This is a genomic window from Brooklawnia sp., assembly GCF_049651565.1.
Lineage (GTDB): Bacteria > Actinomycetota > Actinomycetes > Propionibacteriales > Propionibacteriaceae > Brooklawnia.
Map to the genome: position 1 here is coordinate 1 of NZ_JBASCI010000053.1, position 17,010 is coordinate 17,010.

The following is a 17,010-nucleotide window of genomic DNA, read 5'->3' on the forward strand; positions in this document are numbered from 1 at the left end:
CGCCCTCACCGAGGCCTCCGAGCCGGCAGAACCGACCCAGGAGGTGAGCACCACCCTCGTCCCTGCCCTGACCGCCTAACCCCTCATCGAGGGATCACCCTCGTACACCACTCCACCGGACTTGACCGAGGGTTCCCCATGGAACGCGTAGCCATCCACGATGCCCATCTGGCGGGTGACGGTGTCGGCGTCCAGCCAGCCACCCTTGAACGGCCCGTCAGTGATCGTGCCCAGCCCCCACCGTTGCTCGTCGATCGGCTGCATGGCCTCCAGGATGAAGGCGCTCGCCGCCTCGGACACCACCGCTCCGGCGGCCAGCGCGGCCATGAACCGGATCTGTTCGTTGAGGCTCCACTGCATCACGCTGACGTCCACCTCGGGCACCTCGGTGCTGATGTCGCCGATGTCACGCAGAACCCCGGTCATGGCCTCGGTGGCGTCACCGGGGATCTTATCGAGCAGCGCCGCGACGGCCTCCGCGTCCGACTCAGCCAGCGCCGACCTGATCAAGTCGAGCTCCCCCGAAGCGTTAGCGGGGTCACCGGCCAGGACCGTGTCGAGGAACGCCGCAACCACCAGCACCTTCGAAGTCGACCACGCCGAGTATTCGGGAACCGAACCCTCCACGGTGATGCTGTCGGGTTCGCTCAGCGGAGCGAAGGCGAACGCGTTCCTGGTGTCATTTGCAGGGCTGGTCCTGGCTGCAATGGTGCCGACTGGCGAGAGCGTTTGCGGCGGCGAACTGGGTTGCGCGGTGGCGGTCGGGTCTTGCCCAGGTGAGGGCGACCCCGGTGTGGACGTGGCCACCGCTGCCGTGCTGAGCGGGCCGCGTTCGGGGGACGGCGCTGGAATCGGAACCCTACCCACGACTAGCACCAGGCAGGCGAGGTATCCCAAGACGAGCCACCCCATGCATTCCAAGGATAGCTCTGTGCCAGGGTCGCACCCCCGGGGCGAAGGCCACACACAGCCACCCCAACAGGAGCAACACGATGGGTCTCCCCGACCTTCGAGGAGACCCACCAATGTAGACAGCTGCCTGTTATGAGATGGCGGTGTAGATGCTCCAGGCGGAGATGACGGCGAAGACGGTGAACAGTATCGCGACGACGAGTGCGAAGACCTTCATCGCTCCACGCAGCCTGAGGGGCCCCGTTAGCACCCGCTGCAACGGGAAGATGGCCATCCACAGGAACACCGCAGGCAGGATCACGTTGCTGAGTTGGCCGGCGAACAGCATCAGTTGCGCAGGGTTGAGGTTCATCAGCATCCAGATCGAGCCAACGCTGATGAGTTCGAGCTGCCAGAACAGGTGCCACTTGCGCTGCCTGATCCGGTCGACGAAGTTCGGCATCAGGGGACGGAACGCCATCCGGTAGGCCCTGGGCAGCCCATCCAACCAGCCATACAGCGTGGTCGCGAAGACGATCACGATCGCCACCTTGAACACCCAAAGCATCAGCGTGCTGGTCTCGGCGAGGTAGGAAGCCTGATGCTGAACCAGGTCAAACCCGGACGGAACCAGGTGGTCGGGATACAGCAGGAAGACGCCGACGAGGTAGAACGAGATGGCGGTCAGGCCGATGAGCACGAAGCCCGAGGTCACGTCGATCTTGACCGGGTTCAGCCACTTGAGGCCCGTGCGCACATTGTCGGGCGAGGTGTCGAGCTTCGGCATGTCAACGGTCGGCCGGTCGGTCAGGCCCCAACCCTTTTCGGTTGCCCAACTGCCGTAGGCCAGGTACTCCATGAAACCGCCGCCGATCAGGCCGAATGCACCCAGCACCTCAAAGGTGACCGGAGTGTTGACGATTTCGGGAGCCACACCACCAAGCCAGTCGGGGTACTCCAGGGCGCTCGGTACCAGACTGGACACCGCGACAACCCAGTCGGGGTTCACCGCCAGCAGCGTGGCGATCGCTGCGAGCGTCATGTAGATACTGCAGACGATCTGGACCTTCTCCATGAAGGCGAAACTGCCAAGTTGCATCATCACGAAGACGACGCCGGTGGTTATGAAGGCCCACATGGTCGGCGTGCCGACTCCGGTCAGCCATTGCAGCGAGATCCCGACAAGGCCTGACATGCCTGCCCAGAAGGCGCCGAAGCCGATGATGGTCACGATGATACAGAGCACGTGGAACCACTTCTGCTTGGCCAGGGCGTCCATCACGTGCTGCCCGGTCAGCACGACGTGTCGTCCGATCAAGAACGGAAAGAGGAACTTGGTGATGACGGCGAGCAGCAGAACCCACCCCACCGTCGCGCCCAAATAGGAACCGAGTCGCGGGGTGGCGACCACTTCGCCGCTGCCGATAGTCATTCCTGCCAGGAGTGCGCCGGCCCCGAAGTACTGGAGGTACTTGCCAAGGTTACGGACGCGGAACGGTTCGGCCAACAACGGCGGCAGTGCCGGATAACGAACGCCGGTGGAGACGGTGCTCTCGGCTTGTATTTCCATCATGGAATCTGGCCCTTCTCTGCACTTGGAGGTCGCCTCGCAATGCAGTCAAATGTGCGTTGACTCGACACCGTTGTGCGGTCAGCGCCGGATTTTGGGATCTGATCGGGCCGTCCTCGGCATCATTGGTCAGACCGAGGATGGCAATTCATTTGGTGATACCCGCTGGAAAGCGAGGTGTCATGTCCAAGGGGTGCCTGGCGAAAGGGAATTCAACCCTGTTCAGGATCCATTTCGCGGTTGGCGGCTTCGGCACGTAGCGACAAGGAACCCTGCCCGGACGAGGATGCGTCGGAGTAGGACCACTGGAAGTGCTGGTCGACGGCATATACCGCTGCCACCGGGTCGCGGTCCGCAACCGGAACGAAGATCGCCGAGTGGATGGCATGCATTTCGGCCTTTGCCTGTTCGGCGACGACTTCCTGGATGGAACTGGCCAGCACCGCCCACATGGTTTCCCACACGAACTGGAGGCCGGGTGAGCCCGAAGCCTTCAACAATGCGGTATGAAAAGCCTCATCGGCCGCACGCATCTCACGACTCGGATTGCCGAAGGCCATCCCTTCCAAGGCGTCTTCCATCTCGCGCATGGAGTACTTGTCGCGCTGCCCGGCAGCAGCCCTCCGAGCTGCTTCCCGCTCCAGCGCCCAGCGGACCGGGATCATGGCGTCCACTCCAAGGCCTCGGGACAGGAGTGCATAGGTGAGTGACTCGCTGAGCATGCCAGCCGACATGTCCTGGACGTATGTTCCAGAACCCGAACGACGATCCAGCACGCCCATCGATTCCAGCCGAGCAATCCGGTCGCGCAACGAAGTGCGGCTGACCCCCAGGCGCTCGGCCAGCGCTCGCTCACTTGCCAATCGGGCGCCGGCGGGCATCGTCGACAGCTCATCGACCAGCCTGGCCATGACCGCGTCGAGTCCGCCATGAGTCATCGTCGGGGCCTCTTTCCCTGCAACCGTGTCAGGACGTTCACTGTACCGGGGCGCTGCTGGCTCAGTCTGTGCTCGAATGGCCGCGGTTGCAGCTGCCGGCGCTGGTCCGGCCGTACTGGCTCCAAATCGGACCCCAGTTGGCATGATCCCTCACCTTCTGTTGGTGTGGGGCCACGTCGCGGCGCAGCCCCCACTTGGTCACTGCGGGAAGTTCGCGAACAGGACGTTCTCGTTCAACACCTGTCCGAACAGCTCCTCGTCCGATGGGATGCGCGGCTCGATCGGCTTGGCGATCCACGTGGTATTGATGAGGTGCTTCCAGGTGATGTTCTCCGAAGCGATGTTCCCACCCCAGGTGCCACAGCCAAGGTTGATCGTGAACGGCATCCCAGTCGTCCAGCCGCCGGCATTCGACCTGGTCGTCGCCTGGCCCACCGCCACCCGGACAGTGTTGGTCTGCTCGGCCAGGCGCATGATGCGCTGATCATCGGTGCTGTGGATTCCGCAGGAATGTCCGGCACCGCTGTAGGCGTGAATGCCGTTGACCAGGCCAATCGCCTCGTCGAACTCGTCGTATTTGTACATGGTCACGACGACCGACAGCTTCTCGCCGGAGAACGGATACTCAGCGCCGAACCCGGTCTCCTCGACGACCAGCCAGTCGCAGTCAGCGGGGATGGTGAATCCGGCCTTCTCGGCGATGTAGGTCGCGGGCTTGCAGATGATTTCGGCATTCAGATGGCCGTCCACCCACAAGGTGGCCTCGAGCTTCTTCTTCTCCTCGGCCGAGCAGAGGTAGCCCTTCGCCTTGTCGATCGACTGCAGCATCTGCTCGTAGACGCCGGACTGGACGATGATCGAGTTCTCGGTGGAGCAGCCGATGGCGTAGTCGTTCATCTGCGAGAAGGCCACCTGCTCGGCGGCGTAATCCAGGTCAGCGGTCTCGTCGATGACAACCACAGCGTTGCCGGCACCCACCCCGTATGCAGGTGTTCCGGATGAGTAGGCTGCCTTGACCATTGGGGCACCGCCAGTGGCCACGATCAGGTCGCATTGCTTCATCAGTTCGTCGGTCCTGATCAGGCTTGGAACCTTGATGCACTGGACGAGGTCCTCGGGCAGTTCCATCCGACCCAGCAGGTCGCGGATCTCGCCGACCACCACGTTGGTGCTTGCCTTGGCCCGCGGGTGCGGGGAGAAGATGATCGCATTGCGTCCCAGCAGCGCGTTCATGGCGCCCATGAAGACGACGCCCTCGGGAACCGTGGTCGGCACCAGCGACGCCACCACGCCAACCGGCTTGGCGATCTTCACCAGGTTCTTTTCCTTGTCCTCCTCGATCACCCCGACGGTCCGGGCGGTCTGGTAGTCGCGCATCAGTCCGCGCGCGCGGTCCCGGGTGCGGTTGATCTTGCTCTCCAAACGACCCATGCCGGTTTCGGCCAGCACTTGCTTGCCCCAGTACTCGGCACGAGTAACCGCCAACCAGCCGATGGCTGCCGCGATGCGCTTGGCCTGCTCTTGTGAGATGTTGGCGATCTGCTCCTGCGCCGCATGGGCGCGAGCCACCATTGGGGTTATCTCTTCCTTGGCGCTGGTAGCTTTCTGTGCCTCGACGGAGCGTTCCTTCTCTGCTACTGCCATTTCAGTTCCTTTCGAGTTGTCAAGTTGGTTCTGGTTATCGGGTTGCTGTGGTTTGTGCCTGTTCGAGCACGGCCTTTGCGCGCTCGACGATTGGGGCGTCGATCATCCTTCCGTCCAGGGCCACCGCGCCCCGCCCGTCAGCGCGGCCGGCTTCGAACGCGGTGATGATCCGTCTTGCTTCTGCGATGGCTGCCCGGCTGGGCCGGAACTCGTCGTTCACGACGGCCAGCTGTTTGGGATGTATGCACGGCTTGCCGGTCATGCCCAGGGCCCGCGCCACCGCGACGTCCTGTCGTAGCTGGTCGAGGTCGTGAATGTTGGTGTTGGGGGTGTCCCAGACCTGCTTGGCGTACGCGTGGCCCACGACCACCAAGTGGGATCGCGCGTACTGGATCTCGGATCCGGCAGCGGTGCGTGGGACGCCGAGCTCCTTGGTGAGATCCTCGGCGCCGAGTTGGAGGGCCACCAGCCGACGGGAGCCGGCGCACATCCGTTCGCTGTCGAGCAGTCCGCGACAGGTTTCGATCAGGGCTGCAATCGCAATCGCGTCCTCACCGGTGTTCGGCAAGTCGTCCAGTTGTTGTTCGAGCACCGCCAACGCGGCACTGTCTGCCTTGGGCAGCAGGATCCCGTCGGGGCGGCCGGCAGCGATGGCGCGCACGTCGGCGACTTCGACCTCGTCACCGACGGAGTTGATCCGAACCCAGACCTGGGGGTGTGGGTGGTGGAGACGATTTCGCAGCGCCTCGCCGACGCGCTCACGGGCGGCATCCTTCCCCTCCGGACTCACCGCGTCCTCCAGGTCGAGGATCACCGCATCCGCACCGCAGGTCCACGCCTTGCTGATCATCCTGTCCGAGCTGCCCGGAACGAACAGCAACGAACGCAGCATCGTCGCCATGGTCAACCCCGACCGTTCGGCCGGATGATCGCTCGGGCAACTTCCTTGTTCGCTGCCTTCTGCAGGGCAAGCTGGGTCTCATCGAGCGGGTAGAACCGGTCGGTCAGTTGGTCGAACGGGAACCGGTCGCCGAACCTGGACAGGAATCGCAGGCCACGCTCGAGATACCAGGGCTGGTAGCGCAGGACGCCCCGGATGGTAAGGCACTTGCGGGTGATCAGTCCGGGGAGCGTGGTGACTGATTGGCTTTCGTCCACGCTGACCGCGCCGACCTCCAGGATCTGTCCACCGATCCGGCACAGCCGGATGGCCTGGTCCAACACGGCGGGGGCACCGGTGACATCGATGACAACGTCGGGGGCAGCCCCCAGCAGTTCCTTGATCCGCACCGCGCGGTCGTTGTGGTCTGGAACATCCTGCATGTTCAATGTCGCCTCGGCGCCGAAGGCGAGCGCTTCACTGAGTCTGGACGCAACGGAGTCGACCACGACGACCCGGGCTCCCATGGCTGAAGCGATCGCCGTGCTGTAGAGGCCCAGCCCGCCCGCACCCAGGACCGCGACGCCGCGGCTCTGCAGGGGCCCGAGTTGGTCGATCGCGTACAGCATCTGCGTGAAGCCGCAGTTGGCACCCGCTGCGGCCTGGTCGGAGACGTTGTCGGGGATCCGGTAGAAGTACTGATTCGGCTGGATGAAGTAGTGGGTGGCGAAGCCGCCGGTGAAGTGCGGGCTGGCGTCGGCACGGGCGCCCATGAAGTCGCTGCCGTGCGTGCAGATATTGAACAAACCATTGGTACAGGCTTCACAGCGCTGACAGGTCAGGTAGTAGACCGGGACTATGCGGTCACCTTCGGCGACCTTCTGGCCAGCGTAGTCGGTGGTGACGCCCTTGCCGAGCCTTGCGATCACACCTGCCATCTCATGACCCATCACGTGGTCGCGGAAGATGTGCTTGCCCTCCCACATGTGGATGTCCGATCCACAGATGTTGGCCATGGTGACGCCCATGACTACCTGGCCCTCACCCGGGTCCATGACCGGGTACTCCCGGATCTGGATGTTGCGGACGCCATTCATGGCGACCAGCTGTCCCTGCATCAACTGACTCCTTCGTCGGATCGTCGACTGGCCTGCCGCATCCAGTCGAACCGTCGTCGTTTGGCTGGTGCGTAGCGGTACTACCACTTTCTGGACGGGTAATACCGCTTTGGGTTCTCGTCAACCGGTTCGTCGGGAGAACCTCCAGCCGCGCCCAGGCACAACGAAAAGGCGGCCGCACCCACTACGGGAGCGGCCGCCTCATCGGGGCTGGATTCAGGCCTTCTGCACAGTGATCGTCCAGGCGGCTTCGCCGACCTGCTGGAAGTTGGTGACCGGGTACCCCTGCGCCGAGGCCCAATTGGGGATGGAGTCGGTCGCCTGGGTGCAGTCGAAGTCGATGATCAACTGGTCACCGGGCTGCAACTGGGTCATGGCCTGCTTGGCCTCGACCAGCGGGAACGGGCAGACCTGCCCGTAGGTGTCGAGCCGGTAGCGCTGGCCACCGGTCGTCCCGGTCGCGACCGGCGCTGCGGGCTCGTCCACCGCGCTGACGGTTGGCTCCGGACGTCTGGTCTTTAGCAGGTTGTTGAGGAATGCCATGTGGGGTTACTCCTTGTCGTTGTCGGTTGATCAGGCCTTGACCAGCACCGGTTGGCGCGGCGCCCCGTTGTCGGGTCCGGCCAGGGTGAGCGTCAAGGTTTCCAGCTTGGGGACGGCGCCGGTGCGGCGGTGGTTCTGCACGAAGAAGCGGGCGGCGAAGCCAACACCGAGGAAGGTGAACAGGAAGGCCACCCAGCCCTGGACGCCGAACAGCGCGGTCTGCACCAGCGAGTTGCCGATGGTGCAGCCACCGGCCAGAGCGGCGCCGACACCCATGGTGCTGCCGCCGATGATCGAGCGGACTGTGGTGTTGGCGTCCGGGCCGCGCAACCGGAACTCACCAGATGCCTTGGCGGCGATGAACGAGCCGGGGATCAGCCCGAGCACGAACAGGACGCCCCAGTCGATGTAGTCCGCCTGGCCGGTGGTGAGCCACTGGACGATGTTGGCCGACGGGGTGGTGATGCCCAGGCCAGCGGCGCGTCCAGTCGCATTCGACAGCGGGTAGGCCAGCGCCGCCAGCACACCGACGACGACTGCTGCCGCGTTCGGCGTCCACGACTTCTCGGTCAGCACACGGGCGAAACCGGTCTTGCGGGGGGCGAGCGTGGCGACCGGCAGCTGCTGGCCGATCCACTGCCGGTAGAGCGCGTATGCGACGACCAGGCCCAGGGCGGTGACGAGCAGCCAGGGGCTGATGCCAAGGGCGTCGTGGATTGTGGTGACCTCGGTGGTGTCCGCTCGTGCCCAACCGTTGAAGCCTTTCAGCGCGCCATACTTCATCACCGACGCCAGCAGGGCGTAGAAGATCAACGCGATCCAGGAGCCGATCAGGCCCTCACCGGAGCGGTATTAGGTGTCGGTGGCGCAGCCCCCGGCCAGCACGATGCCGATCCCGAACAGGAATGAGCCGCCGATCACGGCAGCCCAGACGACGGGCGGCACGTTGGCCTTGATGAGGTTTGCCGACAGCAGTCCCTGCACGATGACGGCCTGGACGAGGATGGCGAGCAGGAACGCGGTCAGCCAGCGCGTCGAGCGGCTCAGCCAGACGTCACGGAAAGCCCCGATGACGCAGAAGCGTCCCCGCTGGAAGACGAAACCCAGCGCGATGCCGAGTAACAACCCTGAAATGATCATGGTTTCTCCACTTTGTTGTCGGTGTGATTGGTGACTGCCGGAAAAGGGGGTCGGCAGCGTCGGTTTGCAGCCATTCGGGCACGCCGAAATGACCGTTACGGGGGATAGAGATCAAGAACTCGCAATTCGCGCGGCAGAGCGACGCCGAATGCTGGCTACGGGGAAAAGCGGGTCCTGAAACCGCTGGGCCTTAGCATTGCGGACGAGGCGTCGTCCGTCACGCTCGGAGGATCAGGCGCAACACATTCGACAACAACACGCAGTCCAGACGCGGAGCAGATCCACGTGACGGCGCATGGTTGCGAAGAACATGAGCTAGACCGTAGCTGACGAAATCGTCGAAGTCGAGCCATTGCCCTGTTGTTTCCAGATTTCGGGCAGAAGCATTTCGCTAGTGGCGAATTCGCGCCGGCGGCGTTTGGGGTTCTCGGGGTGGGTACCTGCCGTGGCCCGGCTCGGACGGAGGTGGATCGGTGCAGTACGGCCAACGGTGCCGGACGGTTCTGACCGGGTTGTCAGCCCGATGACATCCGACCCGTGGCGTGTCATCGTGGTGGGCATGAGCGAAGTCGCGTGGGGTACCGCGCGGGGCCGAACCGTCATCGCGGCCGCATCCCTGGGGTCCGGCCTGACGTTCCTGGACAGTTCGGTGGTCAACATCGCGCTGCCGGCGATCGGCGCCGACCTGGACGCGTCGCTGGCCCAGTTGCAGTGGGTGGTGAACGGTTACCTGCTCGCCCTGTCCGCGCTCATCCTGTTGGGCGGGTCACTCGGTGACCGGTTCGGTCGGCGGCGCATCTTCGTGCTCGGGACGATCTGGTTCGCCATTGCGTCCGCGCTTTGCGGACTGGCGCCGACCGCCGAGGCGCTCGTCGCGGCGCGGGTGCTGCAGGGCATCGGCGGCGCGCTGCTCACCCCGGGCAGCCTGGCGATGATCCAGGGCGCCTTCGTGCCGGACGACCGGAGCCGGGCGATCGGCGCCTGGTCGGGCATCAGCGGCATCGCCCTGGCGATCGGGCCGCTGATCGGCGGGCTGCTGATCGATTATGTGTCGTGGCGGTGGATCTTCCTGATCAACCCACCGCTGGCCGTGCTCACCGTTGTGCTGGCCCGCTGGGTGCCCGAGACCCGCGATCCGCGCGCCCACGGCCGGTTCGACGTGCTTGGTGCAGTGCTCGCGTCCACCGCCCTGGCTGCGCTCACCATCGCCCTGATCGGGTGGACCGACCCGCTGATGCCGCTCGCCGCCGCAGTCGCGGCCGTGTCCGCAATCGCGTTCATCCTCCGGGAGCGCCGGGCCGCTGAACCAATGGTTCCGCTGTTCCTGTTCGGCAACCGGACCTTCAGCGCCGCCAACCTGATGACCCTGCTGGTCTACGGGGCGCTCGGCGCGATCACCTTCTTCCTGGTCATCGAACTCCAGACCGTCAGCGGCTGGCCGGCGCTGTACGCCGGGCTGGCGACCCTGCCGATCACCATCTGCATGCTGCTGCTGGCGGCCCGCGGCGGCGCACTTGGCCAGCGGATCGGCCCGCGGATCCCGATGACGTTCGGCCCGCTGGTGATGGCGGGCGGCACGCTGTTGCTGCTCACCGTCGGCCCGGACGTCGTCTGGTGGCGCGACGTGGTGCCCGGCATGACGATCTTCGGACTCGGGCTCGCCCTGATGGTTGCACCGCTGACGGCCACCGTGCTGGCGGCCGCACCGGCCGACCACGCCGGGTTGGCGTCCGGGATCAACAACGCCGTCGCCCGGGCTGGATCACTGCTGGCCATCGCGGCGCTCCCGGTGGCCGTCGGGCTTGGCGGCGACGACTACGCCAACGCCCCGGTGTTCGACGCCGCCTACTCGGCCTCGCTGGTCATCTGCGCGGCCCTGCTTGTGGCAGGCGGCGCGATCTCGTGGCTGATGATCCCGTCCCGTGTTCCGGGCTGACCGTCCTCAGTTGTCTCGGAGGCATCAATGGCCGACATTGACCGAACTCCATTCGCCTGTCGCATTTCTGGCGGCCGCGGCTCGGTGCGCTATCTTCGTCCGCACGGCCCACGTTGCCCACTGCCATGACCCCCGCCCAGCCAGGCGCACCCCTGTTCCCGCGGGGTCTGCGGCTGACCTTGCTGGCCGCCTACGTCTCGGCCTTCCTCATCATCTGGCTGGCGGCTGGTCCCGGTGAAGCCGGACGGCGAGTGGGGGCCGAGGGATTGATTCTGGTCGTGTGGCTGGCGGCAGCCCTCCCGCTGCTTCGTCAGCAATCCCCCGAGACCATCCGGATTGAACGTCCCCGACTCGAGCTCGGCCTCGGACTGCTGGTCGTCCTGCTCGGGGCGGTAACGGTGGCCGCTCGGTACGCGGGGCTCGGCTGGCTGGCCCCAGTCGTTGGCGCTGTCATCATCGGGCTGCCGCTGCTGGTCTGGCTGCTGCTGGGCTACGACCGCCGCTCCTTCGGTCTTCAGTGGCCGCCCGCCAGGGCGTGGCTGGCGCTGCTGCTCGTCGTCGGAATCAACATCGTCATTGGCCAGGCTCTCGGTCGTTGGCTGCCACCCGGCGAACTGCCCGAGCCGCCCGGAGCGGACCTCAGCGAGGGTCTCGAGAATGCAATCGATGTCACGTTGCTGATTGCGCAGCTGCTGGTGGTCGCCGCGCTGCCAGAGGAGCTGTTCTTCCGGGTCTACCTACAGCCCCGGCTGGAGCGCTACTTACCTGTTGGGTGGGCGTTGGCTTTGCAGGCCTTTCTGTTCAGCGCCATGCACCTGCCCCAGCAGATCCTGCTGCGCGGTGAGAGCTGGCCCCTCGCCCTGGCGGGGGCGGTGCTGGTCAACAATGGCCTGATCAGCGGCGTGTTCTGGCGGCGAACCCGGAGCCTGCCGATCCTGTTGCTGTTGCACCTGTTCGCCTTCCCCCGCTTCGGTCTGTAGGCGCTGGTCGCATGGCGCAGCCCACCTTTACCTACAGCAACGGCACCAGGTCGGCGACCGAGTCGAGCACCACCGATGGCCGGTACGGGTAGCGCACCAGGTCTTCACGCCTGGTGGTGCCGGTGAGCACCAGCACGGTGGTCAGGCCGGCCTCCATGCCGGCGACGATGTCGGTGGTCATGGTGTCCCCGATCATGCCGGTCGACTCCGAGTGGGCCTGGATGCGGTTCAGGGCGCTGCGGAACATGATCGGGTTGGGCTTGCCGATCACGTACGGCTTGCGTCCCGTCGCGGCTGTGATCATGGCCGCGAAGGCGCCGGTGGCCGGCACGACGCCGGTCTCGTCCGGGCCATGGGTGTCAGGGTTGGTGATGATGAACCGGGCGCCGCCGTTGATCAGCCGGATGGCCCGGGTGATGTGGTCGAACGTGAGCCCCCTGGTTTCGCCCAGCACCACGTACTCGGGGTCGACGTCGGTCATCACGAACCCCGCCTCGTGCAGGGCAGTGGTCAGACCCGCCTCACCGAGCACGAAGGCGGTCTTCTCGTCGCTCTGATTCGCCAGGAAGGTGGCGGTCGCCATCGCCGAGGTCCACAGGTTCTCCTCCGGCACCGCCAGCCCCGACCGGGCCAACCGCGCGGACAGGTCGCGAGGGGTGTACATCGGGTTGTTGGTGAGCACCAGGAACCGGCGTCCGGTCTCCCGCCACTTCGCCAGCAGTTCTGCCGCCCCATCCACCGGCCGGTCGCCGTGTACGAGGACGCCGTCCATGTCGGTCAGCCAGCACTTCAGGTCGTGCAGTTCGGTCATGGCCCAACTGTGGCACGTGGCAGGGCCCGGCGTCCTGCGGCCGGCAGGCTAGCTCTGGCACCCTTGCGCGCGCTGGTTTGCCGGTGCGTCCAGTCGCGGGCGGACGAGCTGGTCAGCGCGTGGATGATGAGGATCTGCACCGTCATGTCGAGCAGGGTGAACTGGCCCGGCACCTCGGCGACCAGGAACTGGGTGAACTCCGAGACCAGGGTGAGGCTGATCAACCCCAGTACCAGGTGTCGGGCCCAGTTGCGTCCGAGGAAGACCTGCCACGCCAGCAGGGCCGCCAGCACGGTGGCGAACACCTGGGCGGCGATCAGCGCCACCATCACGACTTGACGCTCCTCGCCCTCGATGTCGTCAGGCAGCACCAGCAGCCCGTCCTGCAGGCTGACCGCCAACGAGGTCAGGACCGACACCAGGATCAGCACGCTGGCGATCGCTACCGACACCGGTCGGCGTCCGATGTCGGCTGCGACCGCCGCCGCTGAGGTGGGCAGCCGCCGCTCGACGCGGGTGGCTCCGGTGTGGGCCGGCAACTCCACCGGGCGCAGGTCGACGATCGGCAGCATGCCGTCGGTTCGGATCGCGTCGCCACCGCCGTTGCGGGCGTGGTAGCTCGAGGTGAAGTCGCGCAGTTCTTCCACCGAGGTGTCCGGCACCGCCTGCTGGATGGACGCCAGGATGTGGTCGCGTTCGGCATCGATATCGGCGTCGATCTTGTGGGTCACCTGCAGGGTGAACAGCGACAGCCCGACCGCCCGGTCGTAAGTGCCGGCCGCCAGCCAGTCGACCCGGCGACCGCCGGGCAGCAGCCAGCCCTCTGGGCACTGCCAGAATCGGACGTGGTGGCGCCGGGCCGGGCTGCCCTGCACCTCATGCTGGTAGGCGAAGGCCTGGGGTTGGCCGAAGACGAGCAGCGTGCTGACCGGGGCCCGTGGGTAGCTGCGCCGGGTCAGGGACGCCGAGATGATCCGCAGCGACGAGCCCAGGTTGATCGGGTCGGCGCGCGCCCAGCCCGCGGCCTGCATGGCGTAGTGGATCTGATCGGCGCTGCCCAGCAGCGCCAGGTTGATCGGATCACCGAGCAGCCCGTCGCCGGTCCGTGACCGGCCGATGAAGTAGTCCGGCACATACAAGGCAGTCAGGACGCGGTGGATGCGCGGCAGGGTGAGGTAGGCGAGCACGGCCCAGAACACCAGGAGGTAGACCAGAACCGCGACCGTGTCCCAGCCCAGTCCGTGGTTGCGGATGGAGATGAGCGTCTTGCGGGCCACCACGATGGCGAACAGTGCAGCGAAGATGGTGGCCGCCCCGAATGCGAGGTTCTCGAACAGGGCGCCCTGCCGCTCGGCCCGACGCTCCGGTGGACCCATTCTTACTGGGAGGTTGGTATCCAGCGCCGACATTGCCCTCCTCATTTCGGATCCACCGTCGCGGTCAGTCTAGGCATCCGCTCGCCCCGCAGGGTGGATGCTGCTGTGTGAGCAGCGGGGACGCCACGCCCAATCACCACAGTGCGGAGGATCGGTGAGCGACTTCGCTGGGCAATCTTCCGCAATCGTGGGTTGGGGCGTGGCCGCAGCGGTGGCCACTCGATGTCGGATCCGTCTTCCCTCTTGGGAGCCGAACTGGGAACTCCAATCCTGATGAACCGCCCGAGAGAAGGATGCCGCCCTGGGCACTCTCAAGCCGTAACGCAGGAGACTGCACGCCCATGGGGCTTCTTGCGAGCATTACCAGGGCCGTAACGCAGGAAACTGCACGGCTAACCGAGGATGGCGGGCGGTACGGCTGACCGAAGGGGCGGCACCGGGCATGGCCGCGGGGCCCTGGCCCGGGGAGTTGGGCCTGTCGCCCTGAATCGGCCCCGGACACTGGCCCCTCCGCCACAGTGCGGATGATCGGTGAGCGACTACGCTGCCCGATCTTCCGCAGTCGTGGGAATGACGGCGGCAGGTAACGACGGCGGCAGGGAATGACGGTGGCAGAACGACGGGGGCAGAAGGGGTGGGCGCGGCGTTGGCCGATGGGCCAGCCCGATTCAGCGGATCGTCTGATGGATCGGATCCTCGCACCGGGCATCGTCATGGTCATGGAGATCATCCAGGTCCGCAACCTGCGGAAGAGTTACGGGCGCCGGACCGTCCTGCACGGCATCGACCTGTCGATCACAGAGGGTGAAGTGTTCGGGATCCTCGGGCCCAACGGCGCCGGGAAGACCACCACGGTGGAGATCATCGGGGGCCTGCGGAGCCGCGATGACGGCGAGGTGACGGTGGCGGGCATCGATCCGGCCACCGAGACCAGGGAGCTGCGCCGGCTGGTGGGTATCCAGTTGCAGGAGGCGCGACAGCCGGCCAAGATCACCGTCCGGGAGGCGCTGAACCTGTACCGCAGCTTCTACCGGAATCCGTTCGGCACCGATGAACTGATGGCGCGGTTCGGTTTGACCGAGCAGGCCAACACCCGGTTCGAGAACCTGTCCGGCGGCCAGCAACAGCGGCTGTCGGTGGCGTTGGCCCTGGTCGGCCGGCCGCGAATAGCCATTCTGGACGAGCTGACCACCGGACTCGACCCGGCCGCCCGCCGGGAGATCTGGCGCTTCCTCGGCGACCTGACCGCTGACGGGGTGACTATTCTGCTGGTCACCCACTCGATGGAGGAGGCCCAATTCCTGTGCGACCGGGTCGCCGTCATCACCGATGGACGGATCAGCGCCCTGGGCAGCCCCGACAAGCTGGCCGCCGGCCAGGGCCGGACGCTGGTCACCTTCTCCACCGCGCACACCGATCGGCTGACCGGCCTGGGTGACCTGCCTTCGGTGATGGAGGTGGCTGTGGACGGGTCCCGGGTCAGCGTCCTGGGTGCCGAAGCGAGTCCGACTGACGTTCTGGGGTACCTGATGACCCATGGGGTGACACCAGAGCAATTGCGGGTCTCGACACCGACGCTGGACGACGCCTACCTGGCGCTTACCAAGAAGGAGGTTGACCGATGAACACCCTGACTCCCTTCAATGCGCTGCTCCGCAACGAACTGCGGTTACTGTCGCGCGAGTCGGCGCCGGTGGCTTGGGCGGTCGTCCTGCCGCTGACCGCCGCAGTGGTGACACCAGTGGTGCCGGCGGTGGCGACCCCGCGGCCCTACCTGGACTCGATGAGCTTCGCGCAGGTCTACCAGCCCGTCCTGCTGCTGTTCACCTCATCGGTGCTGGCGCTGCAGGTCCTGCCCACGATCGTCACCCAGTACCGGGAGTTCGGCGTGCTGCGTCGGCTGCGCACCACACCCGTCGCACCCTGGACGCTGCTGGCTGCGGTGGTCACGATGGTGCTTGGGTTGAGCGTGGCGATGGGCGTCCTGCTGGTGGGTGGCGCGACCGCGGCCGGGCTGCCACTGCCCACCAACCTGCCGGCGTTCATCGCGGCCTTCCTGCTGGCTGAGCTGGCCTTCCTGGCCCTGGGGGCGATGGTGTGCACGCTGGCGCCGAACCCACGGGTTGGCGGTCAGGTGGGCGGCTTCATCGCCGCCTGCATGTGGTTCGCTTCCGGCATGTGGCTGCCCCGGCCGCTGTTCCCGCCGGTGTTCGGAGCCATAATGGACGCCACCCCGGGCGGCGCAGCCGCCGGCGCAATGCTCGGATCGCTGGACGGGTCGTGGCCCACGCTGATGCAAACCGGCGTGCTGGTCGGCTGGGCGCTGATCGGTTTCGCGGTGGCCGCTCGAACCTTCAAGTTCGAGGTGCGATGACCGATCCGAACACCACCACGACGAGGCCACCGCAGCACCTCGGGATGCCGCTGGGGCTGCGCGTGGCCGCGTTCGTGTTGCTGGGGCTGCCGTTCGTGATCTCGCTGGCACTGGGCCAGCCGGGGGCCGAGCGGCTGCCCCAACTGGTGGCGCTGACCGTCGCGACCGCGTTGTACCGACTCTGGTGGCCAACCCGCTCGAACTCGGGCTGGACCCGAACCGCCGGCTTCATCGTCAGCCTGGCGCTCACGTTCGGCCTGATCTCGTTCAGCCCGATGTTCGGGTTGTATGCGTTCGTCGGCTACCTGGACGCGGTCGCGGTCTTCGGTGGGCCGGCGCTGGCCCCCGCCCTGGTGGCTGCCGCCTCGATGAACGCGCTCGCCCAGTCGGGTGGCATCGCCGGCGCGTCCGCTGAACCGCTGCTTTTCAGCGTGCTGCTGCTGGCCAACGGCGGGCTGGCCGTCGGCATGGTGCAGATCGACCGCAACCGGCAGCGAACGGTTTCTCGGCTGAAGCAGGCGCTGGCCGACCTCGAGCAGGCTCAGCAGGTGAACGCCGAGCTGCAGGACCAGCTGATCGAGCAGGCCCGGGCGTCCGGCGTCCTCGAGGAGCGGCAGCGGCTGTCCCGCGAGATCCACGACACCGTCGCCCAGGATCTGGTCGCGGTACTCCGGCAGATCGAAGCGGCTAACGAGGCCGCCACCCCCGAGACCGCCGGGGCCCACCTGGGCATCGCCGATCGAACCGCGCGGGACGCCCTGGCCGAGGCCCGACGCGCCGTCCGGGCGTTGGCGTCCCCGCTGCTCGAC

General features: G+C 66.2%; 14 protein-coding genes and 1 pseudogene. 5 read left to right on the forward strand and 10 right to left on the reverse strand.

Going from position 1 to position 17,010, the window contains the following annotated elements; genetic code table 11:
* Positions 1–75: 75 nt before the first annotated feature.
* From WBL05_RS02590 to WBL05_RS02625, 8 genes and pseudogenes are all read right to left on the reverse strand, one after another.
* Positions 76–582, reverse strand: coding sequence for a hypothetical protein (locus tag WBL05_RS02590; protein WP_424223543.1), 507 nt, complete (start codon positions 580–582; stop codon positions 76–78).
* 460 nt (positions 583–1,042) lie between these two features.
* Positions 1,043–2,464, reverse strand: a complete 1,422-nt coding sequence (locus WBL05_RS02595; RefSeq protein WP_424223545.1) for an Nramp family divalent metal transporter — start codon at positions 2,462–2,464, stop codon at positions 1,043–1,045.
* A 209-nt stretch (positions 2,465–2,673) separates the two neighbouring features.
* Positions 2,674–3,399 (reverse strand): FadR/GntR family transcriptional regulator, encoded by a 726-nt coding sequence (locus tag WBL05_RS02600; protein ID WP_424223547.1) that lies wholly within the window; start codon positions 3,397–3,399, stop codon positions 2,674–2,676.
* Positions 3,400–3,597: 198 nt separating this feature from the next.
* Positions 3,598–5,043 (reverse strand): aldehyde dehydrogenase family protein, encoded by a 1,446-nt coding sequence (locus WBL05_RS02605; RefSeq protein ID WP_424223548.1) that lies wholly within the window; start codon positions 5,041–5,043, stop codon positions 3,598–3,600.
* Positions 5,044–5,077: 34 nt separating this feature from the next.
* Positions 5,078–5,935: an HpcH/HpaI aldolase/citrate lyase family protein gene (locus WBL05_RS02610; protein WP_424223549.1), complete on the reverse strand. Its 858-nt coding sequence runs from the start codon at positions 5,933–5,935 to the stop codon at positions 5,078–5,080.
* Positions 5,936–5,946: 11 nt separating this feature from the next.
* On the reverse strand, positions 5,947–7,041 hold the full coding sequence (locus WBL05_RS02615) for a zinc-binding dehydrogenase (protein WP_424223551.1): 1,095 nt from the start codon (positions 7,039–7,041) through the stop codon (positions 5,947–5,949).
* 216 nt (positions 7,042–7,257) lie between these two features.
* On the reverse strand, positions 7,258–7,584 hold the full coding sequence (locus WBL05_RS02620) for a sulfurtransferase TusA family protein (RefSeq protein WP_424223553.1): 327 nt from the start codon (positions 7,582–7,584) through the stop codon (positions 7,258–7,260).
* Between the two features lie 30 nt (positions 7,585–7,614).
* A pseudogene (locus tag WBL05_RS02625) lies at positions 7,615–8,724 on the reverse strand (YeeE/YedE family protein).
* Positions 8,725–9,283: 559 nt separating this feature from the next.
* Here WBL05_RS02625 and WBL05_RS02630 point away from each other — a divergent pair.
* The gene (locus WBL05_RS02630) at positions 9,284–10,660 is read left to right on the forward strand and encodes an MFS transporter (RefSeq protein ID WP_424223555.1); all 1,377 of its coding nucleotides are present in this window, start codon (positions 9,284–9,286) and stop codon (positions 10,658–10,660) included.
* Between the two features lie 125 nt (positions 10,661–10,785).
* Positions 10,786–11,640, forward strand: coding sequence for a lysostaphin resistance A-like protein (locus WBL05_RS02635; RefSeq protein WP_424223556.1), 855 nt, complete (start codon positions 10,786–10,788; stop codon positions 11,638–11,640).
* A gap of 31 nt (positions 11,641–11,671) precedes the next feature.
* Here WBL05_RS02635 and WBL05_RS02640 read toward each other — a convergent pair whose 3' ends face one another.
* Together WBL05_RS02640 and WBL05_RS02645 are read right to left on the reverse strand one after the other, a co-directional pair.
* A complete protein-coding gene (locus WBL05_RS02640) occupies positions 11,672–12,451 on the reverse strand; it encodes an HAD-IIA family hydrolase (RefSeq protein WP_424223557.1) in 780 nt (259 codons plus the stop codon).
* On the reverse strand, positions 12,448–13,827 hold the full coding sequence (locus WBL05_RS02645) for an LssY C-terminal domain-containing protein (protein ID WP_424223558.1): 1,380 nt from the start codon (positions 13,825–13,827) through the stop codon (positions 12,448–12,450). Before WBL05_RS02645 ends, WBL05_RS02640 begins: the two co-directional genes overlap by 4 nt.
* A 683-nt stretch (positions 13,828–14,510) precedes the next feature.
* On the opposite strand from WBL05_RS02645, the gene WBL05_RS02650 reads away from it, so the two are divergent.
* From WBL05_RS02650 to WBL05_RS02660, 3 genes are all read left to right on the forward strand, one after another.
* Entirely contained in the window at positions 14,511–15,452 is a 942-nt protein-coding gene (locus WBL05_RS02650) for an ABC transporter ATP-binding protein (protein ID WP_424223560.1), read from the forward strand.
* Positions 15,449–16,201, forward strand: coding sequence for an ABC transporter permease (locus WBL05_RS02655; protein WP_424223562.1), 753 nt, complete (start codon positions 15,449–15,451; stop codon positions 16,199–16,201). The genes WBL05_RS02650 and WBL05_RS02655 overlap by 4 nt, the downstream gene beginning before the upstream one ends.
* Positions 16,198–17,010: sensor histidine kinase (locus tag WBL05_RS02660; RefSeq protein WP_424223563.1), on the forward strand; the 813-nt coding region annotated here is incomplete at its 3' end. The genes WBL05_RS02655 and WBL05_RS02660, both read left to right, overlap by 4 nt.